The organism is Streptomyces arenae (genome assembly GCF_022343545.1).
GTDB classification, from domain to species: Bacteria; Actinomycetota; Actinomycetes; order Streptomycetales; family Streptomycetaceae; genus Streptomyces; species Streptomyces humi.
The window spans coordinates 41654-60454 of sequence record NZ_JAKQYH010000063.1; the positions used below are offsets into that span (position 1 = coordinate 41654).

The following is an 18801-nucleotide window of genomic DNA, read 5'->3' on the forward strand; positions in this document are numbered from 1 at the left end:
GCCCGAACCACGGACCGCCACCCGCCTCCTGCCCACGGCCGGCACCCCGGTCCACGGCCGCCGCTCAGTGTTGCTGTGCGGAGGGGGACGGCTGCCGGCCCCGGTCGCCGCGCGTGGCGTTGAACTCGGCGACGTTGCGCTGGTGTTCCGTGTAGTCGGCGGTGAACCTCGTGTCGCCCGGCCTGACCGTGACGAAGTACAGCCAGTCGCCCGGCGTCGGGTTCAGCGCGGCCCGCATCGCGTCCTCGCCCGGGTTGTCGATCGGCGTGGGCGGCAGGCCCATGCGCTGGTAGGAGTTGTAGGGGCTCTCGCTCCGGGTGTCGTCCACGGTGGTGTCGAGGGTGCTGCGGTCCAGGCCGTAGTTGAGGGTGGCGTCCATCTGGAGCGGCATGCCGTGCTGGAGCCGGTTGAAGACGACCCGGGCAACCTTGCCCATGTCCGCCTTGTTCGCGGCCTCGGCCTGGACGATGCTGGCGACCGTCACCGCCTGGTAGGGGTTCATCGTGTCGCGCTGGGCGCCGGCCGCGAGAGGCGCCCTGCCGAACCTCTGGTTGGCGGTGTCCACCATGAACCGCAGCACGGACTGCGGGGTCGCGTCCCGATCCACCGGATAGCTGGCCGGGAAGAGGTAGCCCTCCGGGTTGCCCGCGGCCTCGCCGGGCAGTCGCAGGTCCGCGCCGCCGACGGACTGCCTGGTGCTGCCGGCCGGCAGGGCGAGGACCTTGTCGACGGCGTCGTAGACCTGGGACGCACGCCAGCCCTCGGGGATGACCAGGGTGGCGGACCCGGCCGTGCCGTGCAGGGTCAGCAGCGGCACCATCACGGCCGCGCCGGCCACGAGGACACCGGCCACGCCGAGGGTGACCCTGCCCCGGGGCGTCAGCCGGACCGTGTTCCGTCGGGCCGGATTCCGTCGCGACGAGTTCCCGGTGACCGGGCTCCGTCGGACCGTCTTCCGTCGCGGAATGTTCATCTGCATGCGGGCACATTAGCCCGCATACACCAGCAAACCCGGCATATCTTCAGCTCGTCGGCGGAGCCGCGCGCTCACACCGCCGGCCGCCCCGCCGTCTCCAGTTGGGCGTCCCTGCGCACCAGCGCCGCGTAGCGCCCGTCGAGTTCCAGCAGTTCCTCGTGCGTGCCCCGCTCGGCGACCCGCCCGGAGTCGAGGACCACGATCTGGTCGGCGCCACGGATCGTGGACAGCCGGTGGGCGATGGTGAGCGTCGTGCGGTTGGCCGACAGTGCGTCGATGGCGTCCTGGACCGCGCGTTCGGTGCGGGTGTCCAGCGCACTGGTCGCCTCGTCGAGGATCAGGACCGGCGGGTCGCGCAGGATGGTGCGCGCGATGGCCAGCCGCTGCTTCTCGCCGCCCGAGAACCGGTGGCCGCGCTCGCCCACGACGGTGTCGTAGCCGTCCGGCAGCGAGGCGATGTGGTCGTGTATCTGGGCCGCGCGGGCGGCCTCGTGCAGTTCCTCGTCGGTGGCGTCCGGCTTGGCGAAGCGCAGGTTCTCGGCGACCGTCGCATGGAAGAGGTACGTCTCCTGGGAGACCACGCCGACCGCGCGGGCGAGGGTGTCGAAGTCGAGGTCGCGGACGTCGACGCCGTCCAGGGTGACCCGGCCGCCGGTGACGTCGTAGAGCCGGGGAACCAGGTAGCCGAGCGTCGACTTGCCGGCGCCCGTCGGCCCGACGACGGCCAGACTGCCGCCCGCCGGCACGGTGATGTCGATGCCGTCGAGGACCGGGCCGCCCTTGCCGTCGTAGCGGAACCCGACGTCCTCGAAGCGGACCTCGCCCTTCACCCGGTCCAGGTGCACGGGCTCGTCCCGCTCGGTGATGTCGACCGGCAGGTCGAGGTACTCGAAGATGCGCTGGAAGAGCGCGAGCGAGGTCTGGATCTGGACGCCGGTCGCCAGCAGGCTCACGGCCGGGCGGAACAGGCCCTGCTGGAGGGAGACGAAGGCGACGATGGTGCCGAGCGAGATCTGCGCCTCACCCGTCCGGAGCGCCAGGCCGGCGGTCCAGTAGATGACGGCGGGCATCGCGGCCATCACGATCGTGATCACGGCCATCCGCCAGCGGCCGGCCATGTTCGAGCGCACTTCCAGGTCGACGAGACGCTCGGACTCGTCGGCGAAGGAGGCGGTGAGCGAGTCGGCGCGGCCCATGGTGCGGCCGAGCAGGATGCCGCTGACGGACAGCGACTCGGTGACCGTGGCGGCCATCGCGGCCATCTGCTTCTGGCGCTGGGTGGTGATCTTCTTGCGTTCGTTGCCGACCCGGCGGCTGATCCACACGAAGACCGGCAGCAGTACCAGCGAGACGACGGTGAGCCGCCAGTCGAGGGCGATCATCGCGACGACGGTGGCGACCACGCTGGTCAGGTTGGAGACCAGGGAGGTGGCGGTGGAGGTGACGGTGGCCTGCATGCCGCCGATGTCGTTGGCGATGCGGGACTGCACCTCGCCGGTGCGGGTGCGGGTGAAGAAGGCGAGCGACATGCGCTGCAGCCGGTCGTAGACGGCGGTGCGCAGGTCGTGCATGACGCGCTGGCCGACGGTGGTCGATATCAGCGTCTGGAGGACGCCGAAGACGCTGGTGAGGACGGCACTGAGGATCATGCCCAGCGCGAGCAGGCTGAGCAGTCCGGTGCGGCCCTGCGGGATCGCGGTGTCGAGGGTCGCCTTCAGCAGGAAGGGGGTGGCGACGGACACCAGTGAGGCGGCGCCGACCAGCAGGCCGACGATCGCGAGGCGCCCGCGATAGGGGCGGAACAGGCTGAGGATGCGGCGCACCTGGCGGGGTTGTCCGGCCGAAGCGCCGTCGGGGGTCCAGTTGATCTCGTCTCGGGGCATGGCTCCTACGGATGGGTGCGGTGTGTACGGACTGGCGGAGCATAGCTCACTGTTACCTACGCTCACAATGAACTGAGTCCTGTTATTATTCCCGCATGAACACCCCCGACCCCGACGGCCCGCTCGCCGAGCAGCTGTTGCGCCTCACGCGCCGGGTGTGGCGCATCCAGAAGCGCCACCTCCAGGCGCGCGACCTCGGTGTCACACCGGCCCAGTCCCGGCTGCTGCGCACCCTCGCGCACTATGACGCGCCCCCGCGCATGGCTGATCTCGCCGAGCGCCTGGAGGTGGTGCCGCGTGCGGTGACGACCCTGGTCGACGGTCTGGAGGCGAGCGGTAAGGTGCGCCGGGCACCGGACCCGACGAACCGCCGGGTGACCCGGATCGAGATCACGGACCAGGGGCACGCGACCCTGGCCGAACTGCACGCGGCACGCAGAGCCGCCGCCGCGGAGATCCTGGCGCCGCTGTCGCAGGAGCAGCGGGAGGCGCTGGGCGGTCTGCTGGACACGCTGGTCGACGGTCCGGTGGCGGCGAAGCACTGTTGAGGCACGCCGGGGCGGCTCCCTTCCCGGCGCTGCCGGAAAGGGAGCCGCCCCGAGCCGTACGGCAGTCGGTCAGCTGTCGAGCACCGGCTCCCTGACCGGCTCCCGCTCCGCCCCTGACTCCGGCTCCCGTTCCGGCTCCGGCTCCCGCTCCGGCGCCGCCCCAGGTTCCTCCGCCGGCTGCACCTCGTCGCCCAGTGCCTTCTTCGCCCGTTCGACGTCCAGCGCACCCTCCCAGCGGGAGACCGCGAACACGGCGACACAGTTGCCGAGCAGGTTGGTGACGACACGCATCGAGTCCATGATGCGGTCGACGCCGAGCAGCAGGGCGACGGCGCCGGCCGGGATCGCGCCGAGCGAGGAGGCGGTCGCGGACAGCGCGAGGAAGGCCGAACCGGGGATGCCGGCCATGCCCTTGCTGGTGAGCATCAGCACCAGGACGACGGTGATCTGCTGACCCAGGCTGAGGTCGACGCCGACGGCCTGGGCGATGAACAGGGTGCCGATGGAGAGGTAGAGCGAGGCACCGTCGAGGTTGAAGGAGTAGCCGGTGGGCAGCACCAGGCCGACCGCGTCGTCAGGGGCACCCGCCTTGCGCAGCTTCTGCATCACGCGCGGCAGCACGGACTCCGTGGAGGCGGTGCCGAGCGCGAGCAGCAGTTCCGCGCGGATGTAGCGGACGAACCTCCACAGGCTGAGCCCCGTCAGCGCCTTGAGGACGACCGCGAGCAGGGCGATGAAGAGCGCGGCGGCCGCGTAGCACAGGACGATCAGCTTGGCGTACGTCTCGATCACACCGAGCCCGTACTGGCCGATCAGGACGGCCGTCGCGCCGAAGACGGCGATCGGGGCGAGCCGCATCACGAAGCCGACGATCGCGAAGACGACCTCCTGGGCCTGTTCCACGGCCGGCAGTACCTGCGGCACCCTGGTGTGCCCGAGGTGCAGCAGGGCCGCGCCCACCAGGCAGGCCAGCACGAGCACTTGGAGCAGGGAGTTCTCGGCGAAGGCGCCCACGAAACTGGTGGGCAGGGCGTCGAGGACGAACTCCGTCGTGGAGGGCAGTGACCCGCCGCCCGTCTTCGCGTCGACCGCCTTGGCGCTCAGCGTGGCCGGGTCGACGTGCATGCCCGATCCCGGCCGCACCACGTTGGCGGCGACGAGTCCGATGACCAGCGCGAGCGTGCTGGCCACCTCGAACCAGACCAGCGCCTTGAGCCCGATGCGCCCGAACGCCTTCAGGTCACCGGCCTTGGCGATGCCGACGACGACCACGCAGAACACCAGCGGGGAGATGATCGTCTTGATGAGCCGGGTGAAACCGTCGCCGAGCGGCTGGAGGTCCGCGGCGAAGCCGGGCCACAGCCGCCCGACGACGATTCCGAGTACGAGCGCGCAGGCGACCTGCGCGAAGAGAGAGGTACGCAGTATGCGTGCGACGCGTCCCGGCAGGGACGGTACGGACTGCGGCACGGGCACTCCTTGTGGGGGTTTCGACTCACGGAAGCCGAGCGGGACTTCTGCGATACGGAAAGCGGCTTCCGTGTCGATCACCCTGAAGGCCTTGTTGATCCCGTCCGAAACCACGGTGTGTCAGCCGGGTAAATCACGCGCGGAGTGACGCATCGCACACGAGTCGGCTCAGCAGCCGCCGCGGTCCTCCGTCAGCACCCCCTGTTCGGTGGCCAGCGAACGGTCGTAGCACTCGCCCGGCCCGTACAGCCGGTAGCGCTCGCTCGACGTACCGACCGCGTGCCGCTGGTCGCGGGGCACGTCCAGGAGGTAGGACGCGTCGCCGCGGTAGGAGTCGTCGGACCGCGAGCGGTCGGCGCCGGGCCGGACGACCGTCGCCCGGTCACCGAGGGCCAGTTCGGTGCGCAGCCGGTTGTCCGTGCCGATGGTGATGGCGCCGTTCATCGTGTACGTCCGCTGGGTGCGCGTGGTCCGGGGCGGTCCGCCCGCCCGCACGGTGACGCTCTGGTCGTCCGTCCAGGTGGCGTCGAGGGCGTCGGTCGTCTCGCCGTCGTTCCAGCGGTGGACGGAGGTGTTGGCGAGGGTCCGGGCGACGGTGGTGGTCACCCGGCCGTGCGAGGTGTCGACGTAACCGGCGACGGTGAGCCGGTGCCCGGCGTCGGTGTCCACCCGGTACTCCCCCGAACCCGGCGTGTACACCGAGGAGTTGACGGGCTCGGAGGCCGTGGCCCCGGTGAGCTTCCCGGTCACGTGGGCGCGGTGGTGGTCCTGCCAGACCAGTACGTTCACCGGGGCGCTCCAGCCGGCCTGACCCTCGGGCACCCCGGTGACGGAGACCTCGACGCGGTGCGGGCGCCCGTCGTTCAGGAGCCCGGCGAACGGCGTCAGGTCGTATTCGATCGGCCTGACGTCGAAGGCACGGGGGCCCGGGATGACGTACCAGAGGAAGGGGTTGGACCAGCCGCCCGTCCACACGTTCGGGAACGGCGCGGCGATTCCGGCCAGTTGGCCGTCGACCGTGATCTGCACCTCCCGGTACGGCCCCTTGTCCGCCTTGCAGGAGTACGACGCCGGGTCGGCCACCGTCAGATACCAGAACTCCTCGCAGCCGCCGCCGGATCCGGTGGCGTACACCTCGGCGACGACCCGTTCGCTGTTGCGCGGGGTGGTGAGGGTGGTGCCGCCGTCCAGGGTCAGCACCTTGTCGGGAGCGGTGGCCGGCGGGCGGCCCGCGTAGAAGGTGAGCGTGACCTTGACGTCGATGACGCCGGTGTAGGTGCCGTCGACGACGTTGCCGATGAGCATCTCGACGTCCTGGGCGCCGCGGAAGGTGTCGCTGTAGCGGGTGACGTCCTTCTCGACGTGCCACTCGATGCCGTCCGGGGAGGGCTCGGGGGTGGAGGTGCGCAGCACCTCGACGCCGCCGACGTGCAGGTAGCCCAGGCGGTCGTACTGACGGCCCTTCACCTTGCCGTCGAGCCGCAGCACCACCTTGCTCCAGCGGTCGCCGCAGCCCCGCGGGGGCGTGTACGCGCCCCGGTACGGCGTGAAGTCGCGGAACTGCGCCTCGGCCAGCGTGACCCGGCAGGACGTGGCGTGTTCCGGTACGGACACCGGCGGGGCCGCGGTCACCGGGTCGTGCCAGTCGGTGCCGAACTCGGCCGGGACGTCGGCGGCGCGGGCGGCGGGGGCGCCCGTACCGAGGAGCGTGCTCGTCAGGAGCGCCGCTCCGGCAAGCATGGACATGACGATCCGTCTTCTCATGGCCGGTGTTCTACGGGGAGTCGGCCGCCGGCCGCAACGAGCAGACCGGCCGACGATCACGCGGCGGCCCCCTGCCCCCTACGGGTCGGTCGGGTGCGCCCGAGGCGTGCCTCAGGCGCGCCCAGGGTGGACATATGGTGCTATGAGATGACTCTGCTGACACAGTGCTGCCATGCAGATCACGACCGCTCGCGTCCGCCGCGCGGCACTCGCCCTCGCCCTCGGCGGAGCCGTCGCCCTCACCTGCGAAGCCGTTCTCACCGACCCTCCGCGCGAGGGCCGGCACTCCCCCGCTCCCGGTCCCGCCGGGCCGGCCGCCGCGCCGGGCGCACCCGGCATCGGCGATCCCCTCATGCCGCTGGACGGCAACGGCGGCTACACCGTACGGCGTTACACCCTCGACTTCGACTGGCGGGCGCCCCGGACACCGTTCCCCGCCGGCACCACCGTCGCGGCCACCGCCACCCAGGCACTGTCCCGCTTCGACCTGGACTTCGCGGGCAACACACTGCACGGGGTCACCGTCGAGGGCGCACCGGCCACCGCCGAACGCCACGGGGACGAACTCGTCGTCACACCCGCCCGCCCGATCCCCCGGGGCGCCGCGTTCACCGTCCGGGTCACCTACACCGCCGACCCGACCGGGCGACGGCACCGGAGCGACGCGATCCGGGAGTACGGCTGGGTGCCCACCCCCGACGGCACCCTGATCTACGCTCAGCCCGACGGCGCCAAGCTGGTCTTCCCGGTGAACGACCACCCCAGCCTGCGCGCCCCGGTCACCTTCCGCATCACCACCCCACCGGGGCTCGGCGCGGTGGCCAACGGCCGGCTCGTCGAACGCGTCGGCCGGCCGGGCGGACGCGTCCGGTGGACGTACGACTCCGAGGAACCGATCGCCGCCCAGCTGGTCCAGGTGGCGATCGGGAAGTTCACCTTCACCGACGGAAAGGGACCGCACGGACTGCCGGTCCGGGACGTCGTGCCGGACGACCTGGTCACGGCCACCGAGGCCGAACGCTCACGCACCCCGGAGCACCTCGCCTGGCTGGAACGGCGTCTCGGCCCGTACCCGTTCCACCGCTACGGCGTGCTGGTCGGGGACACCGACCTGCCGGTGGCGCTGGAGACGCAGTCGCTGTCCGTCGTGCCGAAGGGCGACCTGCTGGGCGACCGGATCGACGCCGAACGGAATCTCGTCCACGAACTGACCCACCACTGGACCGGCGACAGCGTCGCCGTCCGGCGCTGGTCGGACCTGTGGCTGAGTGAGGGTCACGCCCGGTACTACGAACGGCTGTACTCCGCGGAGCACGGGGGCGTCGGCATGGAGGACGCCATGCGGGCCGCGTACGAGCAGCACGACCAGTGGCGTCACGACGACGGCGCCCCGGCCGAACCGACGGAGCCGACGCTGTTCAAGGTGATGCGGTACGACGGCTCGGCGCTGGTGCTGTACGCCCTGCGGGAGAAGGTGGGTGACGAGGTGTTCGACCGGATCGAGCGCACCTGGGTGACCAGGTACCGGGGCCGTGCCGCGGGCACCCGGGACTTCGTCGCGCTCGCCTCCGAGGTCGCCGGCGAGGATCTGACGCCCTTTCTGACCCCTTGGCTGTACGGCCCGGACACCCCCGCGATGCCGGGGCACCCCGACTGGCGCGTGGACCCGGTCGAGGACTGAACGGGCGCGCCGCGGACCCCTGGCGGATGCCTCACCGGTGCCCGCCGACCGGGTGGCCTCTGCCGGAGCGCTGGTCCACCCGGTTGACGTTCGGCGCGCCGTGCCGCGCCGGGCACGGAAACGTACGAGGGGTGACATCGAGGGCAAACCCCCTGCCCTGGTTGCGACGAGCGTGCTCGGAGACCCTCAGCAAGCGGTTGGAGACCCTCTGGTATGAGAAGAACTGTCGCTCCACGAGTGCCCGGCGCCCTTCGGTCGTGCCGTCTGGCGGCCTGCCTGATCGCGACGGCCGCGCTGCTGCCACCCCTGCTCATCCTTCCGGCCTCCGGCGCCGACGACACCGAGGACCAGCGGCTGCAGAACGCCTTCACGGACGCCGCGCGCGAGTTCCACGTGCCGCGCAGTGTGCTCATGAGCGTCTCGTACATGCAGTCGCGCTGGGACACCCACCCCGGCACCCCCAGCGTCGCGGGCGGCTACGGGCCGATGCACCTCCTGGACGCCGGCGGCGGCCGTGGCCCGGCGCCCGCGCCCGGCCCGCGGGCGCCGGACGGCAGTCCCGCCGACCCGCTCGCCGGAACGGCGTTCACCTCCGGCGGCCACGCCGTGCAGCCCGCGAACCTGGAACGCGCCGCGCGGCTGATCCGGGTCCCGGCCGGGCAGCTGCGGACGGACGCCGTCGCCAACGTCCGCGGCGGCGCGGCGCTGCTGGCCGCCGCGCAACGGCACCTCGGCAAGCCGCTCAGTACCGACCCGGAGGACTGGTGGCAGGCGGTGGAACGTTTCCCCGGCACCCGTGACGTGACGACGGCGGCCACCTACGCCGACGACGTCTTCGGCCTGATCCGCCGGGGCGCGCACCGGACCACCGCCGAGGGGCAGGAGGTCACCCTGCCCGCCTCCCCCGGCGTCAGACCGCATCCCGGGCCCCCGGCGGCACCGCGGCCGAAGAACGTCGAGTGCCCTCCCGAACTGTCCTGCGACTGGCTCGCCGCACCCTACGAGGAGATCGACGAGGACGGCGACTACGGCAACCACGATCTCGCCGACCGGCCCCGGGACCAGCGGATCGAGTACATCGTCATCCACGACACCGAGTCGACGCTGCCGAACATGTTCCAGACCGTGCAGGATCCGACCGAGGCCTCCTGGCACTACTCGGTCCGCTCCAGCGACGGCCACATCACCCAGCACGTCAGGACGAAGGACGAGGCCTGGCACTCCGGCAGCAAGTTCGTGAACGCCCGCTCCATCGGCGTCGAGCACGAAGGCTTCCTCGCCCACCCCGGCACCTGGTACACGGAGCAGATGTACCGGTCCTCGGCGCGTCTGGTGCGCTTCCTGGCGAAGAAGTACGGCGTCCCGATGGACCGGCAGCACATCTTCGGCCACGACAACGTGCCCGCGCCGACCGCCGACTCCATCCCCGAGATGCACGAGGACCCCGGTCCGTTCTGGGACTGGCGGCACTACTTCGACCTGCTCGGCGCCCCGCTGAAGGCGACGGCGGGACCGGACAGCCCGATGGTGATGATCCTGCCGGACTACGCCACCCACAAACCGCGGTACACGGGGTGCGAGGGCGACGGCAGACGCTGCCAGCCGCACGGCTCCAGCGCCGTGCGGCTGTACACCCGGCCGGACGAGAACGCTCCGCTGATCCAGGACCCGGGCCGCAGGCCGGACGGCGAGAGCTCCACGGAGGACGTGAGCGACCTGGGCTCGCGCGTCTCCACCGGCCAGACGTTCGCCGTCGCCGACCGCAGCGGCGAGTGGACGGCGATCTGGTTCCAGGGGCACAAGGCGTGGTTCAAGAACCCCGCCGCGCACCCGACGGCCGTCGGCGCGAGCGGCCGGATGGTGACCCCCAAGGAGGGCCTGGACGAGATCCCGGTGTTCGGGCGTGCCCTCCCGGAGGAGGAGGCCTACCCGGAGGGGGTCGAGGAGGAGGACGAGTCGCCGCTGCCGTACACCGTCCGGGCGGGTCAGCGGTACGTGACCCAGTCCGGTGTTGGTGGTTCCTATGTCGACAGGTCGACCTTTTCTGACGTACCCCAGCCCGTCGTGCTGGGCCACGAGCGGTACTACGAGATCCAGCTCGGCCACCGGCTCGCCTACGTCAGGGCGAACGACGTGGACCTGCTGGACACGCACGGCACGCGGTAGCGGCAGGCCGGCACCGAGGTACAGCCGTAGGACGCCACCCGCACTCGAGGCGGGTGGCGTCCTACGGCTGTACGCGTTTCGGCCGCCGCCCGGGAAAACCGTTTGATTTCGAGCACGCTCCGACGCGAACCTTTCACAGCTTGTCGCCGCCTCTCCGTTCCGTTTCCCCCTCCCTCATTCCCCCTCCCCGACACGAGCCGCTGGGACGTCATACGTCATGCAGATTCAAGATCTTCCGTATCCCGATCCGGGTGTGCCGGACGCCCGCTCGGGGCCCCGGTTCCTGTGGTGGCTCGGGCGGAACCAGCTGGGCGGCCAGCTCAAGGCACTGGCCTGGGGGCTGCTGCACTTCGTGTCCGTCTCCCTGCTCCCGTTCTGCGTGGGCTCCGCCGTCCAGGCCGTGGTGGACCGGTCCGGCACCCGGCTGGCGCTGACCGGCGGTCTGCTGGTGCTGTGCGGCACGGCGATCGCCCTCGGCGACACCTTCCTGCACCGGGCCGCTGTCACCAACTGGATCACCGCGGCCGCCCGCGTCCAGCAGCTGCTCGCCCGCAAGGCCGCCCAGCTGGGCTCCGGTCTGACCCGGCGGGTGGCGGCCGGTGAGGTGGTGGCCGTCTCCACCGCCGACGTCGAGCGGATCGGCTGGTTCGTGGAAGCAGTCTCCCGCTTCACCGCTGCCGCGCTGACCGTCGTCGCGGTCGGTGTCGGCCTGCTCTTCTACCAGCCGGCCCTCGGCTGGGTCGTCGCCGTCGGCCTGCCGCTGGTCGCGCTGGCGGTGCTGCCGCTGCTGCCCAGGGCCACCCGGCGAGCGGACCACCAGCGCACCAAGGCCGGCCGCGCCACCGAGCTGGCCTCGGACACCGTCGCGGGCCTGCGGGTGCTGCGCGGCATCGGCGGCGAGGACCTCTTCCTCGACCGCTATCGCCGCGCCTCCCAGGAGGTACGCCGGGCCGCCGTGCGCAGCGCCCGGATGTGGGCGCTGATCTCCGCGATCCAGGTGCTGGTGCCCGGGCTGCTGCTGATCGTGGTCGTCTGGCACGGCGTCCAGCTCGCCCGGCAGGGCAGCGTCACGGTCGGCGAGCTGGTCACCGTCTACAGCGCGGTCATGATCCTCAACTACCCGTTGCAGCACTTCACCGAGATCGCCATGGCCTACTCCTTCTCACGCCCCGCGGCGAAACGGGCCGCGCGGGTGCTCTCCCTGGAGCGGGCCACGGACATCGGCGGCTCACGCGCGGCCGAGGTGCCGGACGGCGACCTGTACGACCCCGCCACCGGCCTGCTCGCCCCCGCGGGCCGGCTGACCGCCGTGGTCTGCGGCGACCCCGACGCGGCCGGACAGCTGGCCGAACGGCTGGGCGGCCACCCCGCCGAGGCCGGTACCTCCGTGCTGCTCGGCGGGGTACCGCTCGACGAACTGTCCCTCGCCGCCGCCCGCACCGCGGTGCTCGTCCAGGACAAGGACCCCGTGCTGCTGTCCGGTTCGCTGCGCGAATTGCTCGACGTGCCGGCCTCAGGCGCGGTGCGGGCCGAGGACGCACTGGCCGCCGCGCAGTGCGCGGACGTGCTGGAAGCCCTGGTCCAGGGCTCGTTGGACGTCACCGACCCGCTGGACGCCCGGATCACCGAGCGCGGGCGGTCCCTGTCGGGCGGGCAGCGCCAGCGGCTCGCGCTGGCCCGGTCGCTGATCACCGACCCCGGAGTGCTCGTCCTGGACGAGCCCACCTCCGCCGTCGACTCGCACACCGAGGCACGGATCGCCGACGGGATCCGCGAGGTGCGCTCCGGCCGCACGACCGTGGTGTTCACCTCCTCGCCGCTGCTGCTCGACCGGGCCGACCGGGTGGTCCTCGTGCACGAGGGCGAGGTCACGGCGGTCGGCGTGCACCGCGAACTGCTGCACGCCGATCCCCTGTACCGGGCGGTGGTGACCCGGGAGACCGACGAGGAAGCGGCCCTGCGCGGCGCGCTGGAAGAGATCGAGGAGAGCGCATGATCGGCGTCGCACCACCGGCCTACGACCCGGCGGCCCCGACGACGGCCGCCACCCTGCCCGTCGGCGCCGCCGCGACCGTGCGCGCCTACGTGGCCGAGCTCTTCCGCCGGCACCGCCGGGCCTTCACCCTCCTCATCGCCGTCAACGCGGTGGCGGTGGTCGCCTCCATGGTCGGCCCGTACCTGCTCGGCGCGCTCGTCGAGCGGGTCTCCGACGGCGCCCGCGAACTCCATCTGGGCCTGACCATCGGCCTGTTCGTGCTTGCGCTCGCCGTGCAGGCCGTCTTCGTGCGGGAGGTGCGGCTGCGCGGCGCCGTGCTCGGCGAGCGGATGCTGGCCGATCTGCGCGAGGACTTCCTGGTCCGCTCGGTCGGGCTGCCGCCGGGCGTCCTGGAACGGGCCGGCACCGGCGACCTGCTGTCCCGGATCACCACCGACATCGACCGGCTCGCCAACGCCATGCGGGAAGCCGTGCCCCAGCTGTCGATCGGCGTGGTGTGGGTCGTGCTGCTGCTCGGCGGGCTCGCCGTCACGGCACCGCCGCTGGCCGCCACCGTGCTGCTGGCGCTGCCGATCCTCGTGGTCGTCTGCCGCTGGTACTTCCGGCGGGCCCCCTCCGGCTACCGCTCCGAGGCCGCCGGTTACGCGGCCGTGGCCGCCGTCCTCGCGGAGTCCGTGGACGCCGGGCACACCGTCGAGGCGCACCGCCTCGGCGACCGGCGCATCGCCCTGTCCGAACAGCGGATCACCCAGTGGACGGCGTGGGAACGCTACACGCTCTGGCTGCGGTCGGTGCTGTTCCCCGCGATCAACGCCACCCACACCACGGTCCTCGGCTCGGTGCTGATCCTCGGCGGGTGGTTCGTGCTGAAGGGCTGGATCGGCATCGGCCAGCTGACGACGGGCGCGCTCATCGCCCAGATGCTGGTCGAGCCGGTGAACCTGATCCTGCGCTGGTACGACGAGGTCCAGGTGGCCCAGGTGTCGCTGGCCCGGCTGGTCGGGGTGCGGGACATCGAACCGGACGCGGGCGACGGATCGCTGGCCCCCGAAGGCCGCGAGGTCCTCGCGGACGAGGTCCGCTTCGGCTACCTGCCGGGCGTCGACGTGCTGCGTCAGGTCTCCCTCGAGGTCGCGCCCGGCACCCGGCTGGCGCTGGTCGGTCCTTCGGGAGCCGGCAAGTCCACGCTCGGCCGGCTGCTCGCCGGGATCTACGCGCCCCGCGACGGCCGGATCACCCTGGGCGGCGCGGAACTCTCCCGGATGACCGCCGAACGGGTCCGGTCCCACGTGGCCCTCGTCAACCAGGAACACCATGTCTTCGTGGGGTCCCTGCGCGACAACCTGCTGCTCGCCCGGACCGACGCCGGGGACGCCGAGCTGTGGGCGGCCCTGGGCGCGGTCGACGCGGACGGCTGGGCCCGGGCCCTGGACGACGGTCTGGACACCGAGGTCGGCTCCGGCGGGGCGGTCCTGACCCCGGCGCAGGCCCAGCAGATCGCGCTGGCCCGGCTGGTGCTGGCGGACCCGCACACGCTGGTCCTGGACGAGGCGACCTCGCTGCTGGATCCGCGCGCGGCCCGCCATCTGGAGCGGTCCCTGGCCCGGGTCCTGGACGGCCGCACCGTGGTCGCCATCGCCCACCGGCTGCACACCGCCCACGACGCGGACGTCATCGCCGTGGTCGAGAACGGCCGGATCAGCGAGCTGGGCAGCCACGACGAGCTGGTGGCGGCCGACGGCGCCTACGCGGCGCTGTGGCGGTCGTGGCACGGGTGAGGGGTCGCGGCGGCCCGGCGGGCACGGCCCAGGTCGGGCCCCGTGCCGTTGCGCGGGTGCGAGCAGGGGTGGAAGGCTGGAGAGCGGCAGGGGTTCGGGGACCGGCCGGGAACCGGAGGGTTCGCGCCGTGTGAGACCCGTGCCGAGCGTGCCGGCGGCCCGCCTCGCGGACCGCGTCCTCACCCCCTGGAGGTAGCCGTGACCACCGCCGACGGATGGGGGGACGACGTCTACCAGCCCGACGAGTCCGAGATCCGGGAGGACTCGGGTGTCCTCGACGTCGAGGACACCCTGGACTTCGACGGCGTGGCCGATCCCCTGGACCGCGGCTGGTCCCCGCCGGAGCGGCCGTGGGCGGTGGAGCACACCGGTGTGACCGCGGCCGAGCGCCACCAGGGCGAGACGCTGGACCAGCGGCTCTCCGAGGAGCTGCCGGAACAGGGCGCCCCCGACGGCGACGGCATCGGCGACTGCGCCGGCACCGACGGCGAACTCCTGGACAACGAGGTCGGTGACCTGCGCTCCGGCCGGCTCGTCGCCCCGAACGAGGGGACGCACGAGGACGACGAGAACGGCCTGGTCGCCAGCGACGTCGGCATCGACGGCGCCGGAGCCTCCGCCGAGGAGGCCGCGATGCACATCGTCGACGAGGACTCCCCCTACGGCTGACCCGGCCCCGACCGGCCCGTCCGCCCCGTCGGTCCCCTGCCACCTGACCGGCCCGTCCGCCTGATCCGCCCCCTCCGCCCCTTCCGCCCCCTCCGCCCGGTTCGGCCTGTTCGAGGAGCCGCCATGCAGCAGGACAAGCACCCCGACTACCACCCCGTGGTCTTCCGCGACCGCGCCGCCGGATACGCCTTCCTGACCCGGTCCACGGCGACCAGCGAGCAGACCATCGAGTGGGACGACGGTGAGACCTACCCGGTGGTCGATGTGGAGATCTCCTCCGAGAGCCACCCCTTCTACACCGGCAAGGCCCGCACGGTGGACACCGAGGGCCGCGTCGCCGCGTTCCAGCGCCGCTATGGGGACGGCTCCGGGAAGACCGGCTGACCGCCGGGTCAGATCACGTTGAGGGCGGCGGCGCAGCCTATGCCGCCGAGCACCATGAACACCGGCATGAGCACCCTCAGCTCGACCCAGCTGCCCGCGCGGAACCGCATCACCTTCGGCGGGCCCAGCGGGTACCAGCGCTTGCGGCCGATCGGGATGGGCCACAGGATCGGGCAGCCCGAGACGGTCAGCGCGTCGCCGATGTCGTGCACCAGCGCGCCCAGCACCACCGGCAGGCCCAGCCACAGGTACTCCTGGCCGGGCTGGGTGAACAGCCAGTCCGAGCCGTTGCCCGGCTTGTCGAGGATGCCCGCCAGGATCCAGGCGCTGGTCGCCGCGAGCAGCCACACCAGCACGTCGCTGCTGGAGCCGCGGGCGGCCCGCCACAGCAGACCCTCGATCGCCAGCACCATGTGCGCGAAGAGGACCGCCAGCACCGCCCAGCGCCCACCGAAGATCGCGGCGGCCGAGCAGCCGCCGCCGATCATGACCGCCCACACCCAGGTGTGCGTCAGTGTCCGGTGGCCGCCGGAGCGCCGCGGGTCGCCGGGTTTGCGGGTGGCCTTGTAGACGGCGTACGACAGCTTGTCGACGATCTCGCAGATCCAGCGCGACAGCGGTCCGAAGGCCCGCGAGATGGTGGCGGCCTTGTGGTCGAGGTCGGGGGCGAGCGCGGCGCCGGCGCAGATCAGCGCCCCGACCAGCAGCACCGGCCAGGGCATCGGGTGTCCGGCCGCGGCGGCGGCCGCTCCGACGCCGAGCCAGGCGGCGGCTCCCGACAGTGAGTGTGCTGGTCCCATCATGGCCGTAGCCCGCCCCATTCCTCGTGTACCGCTGTCCAGTTGACCGGGTGCGATGACGCTCCGTCGGCGACACAGCGTAGCGGTCATGATCTTCGGGCTCGAAGCCGATTCCCCCCTCGGCGGGTGGGCCAGGCAAGATGGGTCCGTGACCCTCATCGATCGACTGCCGCCGACCGCCGACCCCGACGCCCTGTACGAAGCTTTCGAGGCGTGGGCCGAGGAGCGTGGGCTCACGCTCTACCCCCACCAGGAGGAGGCGCTGATCGAGGCGGTCTCCGGGGCGAACGTGATCGTGTCGACGCCGACCGGCTCCGGCAAGAGCATGATCGCCGCGGGCGCGCACTTCGCCGCGCTGGCCCGCGACGAGGTCACCTTCTACACGGCCCCGATCAAGGCGCTGGTGTCGGAGAAGTTCTTCGAGCTGTGCAAGATCTTCGGCACCGAGAACGTGGGCATGCTCACCGGCGACGCCTCCGTGAACTCCGACGCGCCTGTCATCTGCTGCACCGCGGAGGTGCTCGCCTCCATCGCCCTGCGCGACGGGAAGCAGGCGGACGTCGGCCAGGTCGTCATGGACGAGTTCCACTTCTACGCCGAGGGCGACCGCGGCTGGGCCTGGCAGATCCCGCTCCTCGAACTGCCCCAGGCGCAGTTCATCCTCATGTCGGCCACCCTCGGCGACGTCTCCTTCTTCGAGAAGGACCTCGCCCGCCGCACCGGCCGGCCCACCTCGGTGGTCCGCTCGGCGACCCGGCCGGTGCCGCTCTCCTACGAGTACAAGCTCACGCCGCTGACGGAGACACTCACCGAACTCCTCGAGAGCAGGCAGGCGCCGGTGTACATCGTGCACTTCACCCAGGCGCAGGCGGTGGAGCGGGCGCAGGCGCTGATGAGCATCAACATGTGCTCGAAGGAGGAGAAGGAGCAGATCGCCGAGCTGATCGGCAACTTCCGGTTCACCACCAAGTTCGGCCGTAACCTGTCCCGTTACGTCCGGCACGGCATCGGTGTCCACCACGCCGGCATGCTCCCCAAGTACCGGCGGCTGGTGGAGAAGCTCGCCCAGGCCGGTCTGCTGAAGGTCATCTGCGGCACCGACACCCTGGGCGTGGGTGTCAACGTGCCCATCCGCACGGTCCTGTTCACCGCCCTCACCAAGTACGACGGCAGCCGGGTGCGGACGCTGCGCGCCCGTGAGTTCCACCAGATCGCCGGCCGGGCGGGGCGCGCCGGGTTCGACACGGCGGGTCTCGTGGTCGCGCAGGCGCCCGAGCACGTCATCGAGAACGAGAAGGCGCTCGCGAAGGCGGGCGACGACCCGAAGAAGCGGCGCAAGGTGGTGCGCAAGAAGGCGCCGGAGGGCTTCGTCGGCTGGACGGAGAACACCTTCGAGAAGCTGATCGCGTCCGAGCCGGAGCCACTTACGTCGCGTTTCCGGGTGACGCACACGATGCTGCTGTCGGTGATCGCCCGTCCGGGCAACGCGTTCGAGGCGATGCGCCACCTGCTGGAGGACAACCACGAGCCGCGCAAGCAGCAGCTGCGCCACATCCGCCGGGCGATCGCGATCTACCGTTCGCTGGTGGACGGCGGGATCGTCGAGAAGCTGGAGACGCCGGACGCCTCCGGGCGCATCGTCCGCCTGACGGTCGACCTCCAGCAGGACTTCGCGCTCAACCAGCCGCTGTCCACGTTCGCGCTCGCCGCCTTCGAACTCCTCGACCCCGAGTCGCCCTCCTACGCCCTCGACATGGTGTCCGTCGTCGAGTCCACGCTGGACGACCCGCGGCAGATCCTCGTCGCCCAGCTGAACAAGGCGAAGGGCGAGGCGGTGGCCGCCATGAAGGCGGACGGCGTCGAGTACGAGGAGCGCATGGAGCGCCTCCAGGACGTCAGCTACCCGAAGCCCCTGGAGGAGCTGCTCTTCCACGCGTACAACACGTACCGCAAGAGCCATCCCTGGGTCGGTGACCATCCGCTGTCGCCCAAGTCGGTCATCCGGGACATGTACGAACGGGCGATGTCCTTCACGGAGTTGGTGTCCTTCTACGAGCTGGCCCGCACGGAGGGCATCGTGCTGCGCTACCTCGCGAGCGCCTACAAGACCCTCGACCACAACATCCCGGACGACCTCAAGTCCGAGGACCTTCAGGACCTGATCGAGTGGCTGGGCGAGATGGTCCGCCAGGTCGACTCCAGCCTGCTCGACGAGTGGGAGCAGCTCGCCAACCCGGAGGAGATGACGGCCGAGGAGGCGCAGGAGAAGGCTGACGAGGTCAAGCCGGTCACCGCCAACGCGCGCGCCTTCCGGGTCCTGGTCCGCAACGCGATGTTCCGCCGGGTGGAGCTGGCCGCCCTCGACCAGGTCGACGAACTGGGCGAGATGGACGCGGAGTCCGGCTGGGACGCCGACGCGTGGGGCGAGGCGATGGACAAGTACTGGGACGAGTACGAGGACCTGGGTACCGGTCCTGACGCCCGCGGCCCCAAGCTGCTGGTGATCCAGGAGGAGCCGCAGAACGCGCTGTGGCGCGTCCGGCAGATCTTCGACGACCCGAACGACGACCACGACTGGGGCATCAGCGCGGAGGTCGACCTGACGGCCTCCGACGCCGAGGGCCGTGCGGTCGTCCGCGTCACCGACGTCGGCCAGCTCTGAGCACCGATTCGAGCACACCAGCTC

13 protein-coding genes are annotated in these 18801 nt (G+C 71.7%); 8 read left to right on the forward strand and 5 right to left on the reverse strand.

What is annotated here, in order from left to right; genetic code table 11:
- Positions 1 to 64 precede the first annotated feature (64 nt).
- Together mltG and MB828_RS27700 are read right to left on the reverse strand one after the other, a co-directional pair.
- Complete coding sequence (mltG, locus tag MB828_RS27695; RefSeq protein WP_301650636.1) at positions 65 to 973, reverse strand: endolytic transglycosylase MltG; 909 nt, start codon at positions 971 to 973, stop codon at positions 65 to 67.
- A gap of 74 nt (positions 974 to 1047) precedes the next feature.
- Positions 1048 to 2859 (reverse strand): ABC transporter ATP-binding protein, encoded by a 1812-nt coding sequence (locus MB828_RS27700; RefSeq protein WP_301650606.1) that lies wholly within the window; start codon positions 2857 to 2859, stop codon positions 1048 to 1050.
- Between the two features lie 95 nt (positions 2860 to 2954).
- Here MB828_RS27700 and MB828_RS27705 point away from each other — a divergent pair, with 95 nt between their 5' ends.
- Positions 2955 to 3407, forward strand: coding sequence for a MarR family winged helix-turn-helix transcriptional regulator (locus tag MB828_RS27705; RefSeq protein ID WP_301650607.1), 453 nt, complete (start codon positions 2955 to 2957; stop codon positions 3405 to 3407).
- Positions 3408 to 3476: 69 nt separating this feature from the next.
- Here MB828_RS27705 and MB828_RS27710 read toward each other — a convergent pair whose 3' ends face one another.
- Positions 3477 to 4877, reverse strand: coding sequence for a cation:dicarboxylate symporter family transporter (locus tag MB828_RS27710; protein ID WP_301650608.1), 1401 nt, complete (start codon positions 4875 to 4877; stop codon positions 3477 to 3479).
- Positions 4878 to 5045: 168 nt separating this feature from the next.
- A complete protein-coding gene (locus tag MB828_RS27715) occupies positions 5046 to 6641 on the reverse strand; it encodes a peptide-N4-asparagine amidase (RefSeq protein ID WP_301650609.1) in 1596 nt (531 codons plus the stop codon).
- A gap of 172 nt (positions 6642 to 6813) precedes the next feature.
- On the opposite strand from MB828_RS27715, the gene MB828_RS27720 reads away from it, so the two are divergent.
- The 6 genes from MB828_RS27720 to MB828_RS27745 all read left to right on the forward strand — a co-directional run bounded on the left by MB828_RS27720 (position 6814) and on the right by MB828_RS27745 (position 15315).
- On the forward strand, positions 6814 to 8322 hold the full coding sequence (locus tag MB828_RS27720) for a M1 family metallopeptidase (RefSeq protein ID WP_301650610.1): 1509 nt from the start codon (positions 6814 to 6816) through the stop codon (positions 8320 to 8322).
- A 213-nt stretch (positions 8323 to 8535) separates the two neighbouring features.
- Entirely contained in the window at positions 8536 to 10488 is a 1953-nt protein-coding gene (locus MB828_RS27725; protein ID WP_430381437.1) for an N-acetylmuramoyl-L-alanine amidase, read from the forward strand.
- 217 nt (positions 10489 to 10705) lie between these two features.
- Positions 10706 to 12484 (forward strand): ABC transporter ATP-binding protein, encoded by a 1779-nt coding sequence (locus MB828_RS27730; protein ID WP_301650612.1) that lies wholly within the window; start codon positions 10706 to 10708, stop codon positions 12482 to 12484.
- The gene (locus tag MB828_RS27735) at positions 12481 to 14262 is read left to right on the forward strand and encodes an ABC transporter ATP-binding protein (RefSeq protein WP_301650613.1); all 1782 of its coding nucleotides are present in this window, start codon (positions 12481 to 12483) and stop codon (positions 14260 to 14262) included. Before MB828_RS27730 ends, MB828_RS27735 begins: the two co-directional genes overlap by 4 nt.
- A 198-nt stretch (positions 14263 to 14460) precedes the next feature.
- Entirely contained in the window at positions 14461 to 14931 is a 471-nt protein-coding gene (locus MB828_RS27740) for a DUF5709 domain-containing protein (RefSeq protein WP_301650614.1), read from the forward strand.
- 123 nt (positions 14932 to 15054) lie between these two features.
- Positions 15055 to 15315 carry a type B 50S ribosomal protein L31 gene (locus MB828_RS27745; protein ID WP_133024927.1) on the forward strand — a complete coding sequence of 87 codons (261 nt, stop codon included), beginning with the start codon at positions 15055 to 15057 and terminating at the stop codon, positions 15313 to 15315.
- An 8-nt stretch (positions 15316 to 15323) separates the two neighbouring features.
- On the opposite strand, the gene MB828_RS27750 is transcribed toward MB828_RS27745, so the two are convergent.
- Positions 15324 to 16118 (reverse strand): metal-dependent hydrolase, encoded by a 795-nt coding sequence (locus tag MB828_RS27750; protein ID WP_301650615.1) that lies wholly within the window; start codon positions 16116 to 16118, stop codon positions 15324 to 15326.
- 145 nt (positions 16119 to 16263) lie between these two features.
- Between MB828_RS27750 and MB828_RS27755 the strand changes: the two genes are divergently transcribed.
- Positions 16264 to 18777, forward strand: coding sequence for a DEAD/DEAH box helicase (locus tag MB828_RS27755; protein WP_301650616.1), 2514 nt, complete (start codon positions 16264 to 16266; stop codon positions 18775 to 18777).
- Positions 18778 to 18801: the final 24 nt, after the last annotated feature.

Excerpts from the sequence above, each read along its gene's own strand:
- MB828_RS27750 (WP_301650615.1), bottom strand. The coding sequence starts at position 16,118 with ATGATGGGACCAGCACACTCACTGTCGGGAGCCGCCGCCTGGCTCGGC.
- MB828_RS27735 (WP_301650613.1), top strand. The coding sequence starts at position 12,481 with ATGATCGGCGTCGCACCACCGGCCTACGACCCGGCGGCCCCGACGACG.
- MB828_RS27705 (WP_301650607.1), top strand. The coding sequence starts at position 2,955 with ATGAACACCCCCGACCCCGACGGCCCGCTCGCCGAGCAGCTGTTGCGC.
- MB828_RS27700 (WP_301650606.1), bottom strand. The coding sequence starts at position 2,859 with ATGCCCCGAGACGAGATCAACTGGACCCCCGACGGCGCTTCGGCCGGA.
- MB828_RS27745 (WP_133024927.1), top strand. The coding sequence starts at position 15,055 with ATGCAGCAGGACAAGCACCCCGACTACCACCCCGTGGTCTTCCGCGAC.
- mltG (WP_301650636.1), bottom strand. The coding sequence starts at position 973 with ATGAACATTCCGCGACGGAAGACGGTCCGACGGAGCCCGGTCACCGGG.
- MB828_RS27715 (WP_301650609.1), bottom strand. The coding sequence starts at position 6,641 with ATGAGAAGACGGATCGTCATGTCCATGCTTGCCGGAGCGGCGCTCCTG.
- MB828_RS27720 (WP_301650610.1), top strand. The coding sequence starts at position 6,814 with ATGCAGATCACGACCGCTCGCGTCCGCCGCGCGGCACTCGCCCTCGCC.
- MB828_RS27725 (WP_430381437.1), top strand. The coding sequence starts at position 8,536 with ATGAGAAGAACTGTCGCTCCACGAGTGCCCGGCGCCCTTCGGTCGTGC.
- MB828_RS27730 (WP_301650612.1), top strand. The coding sequence starts at position 10,706 with ATGCAGATTCAAGATCTTCCGTATCCCGATCCGGGTGTGCCGGACGCC.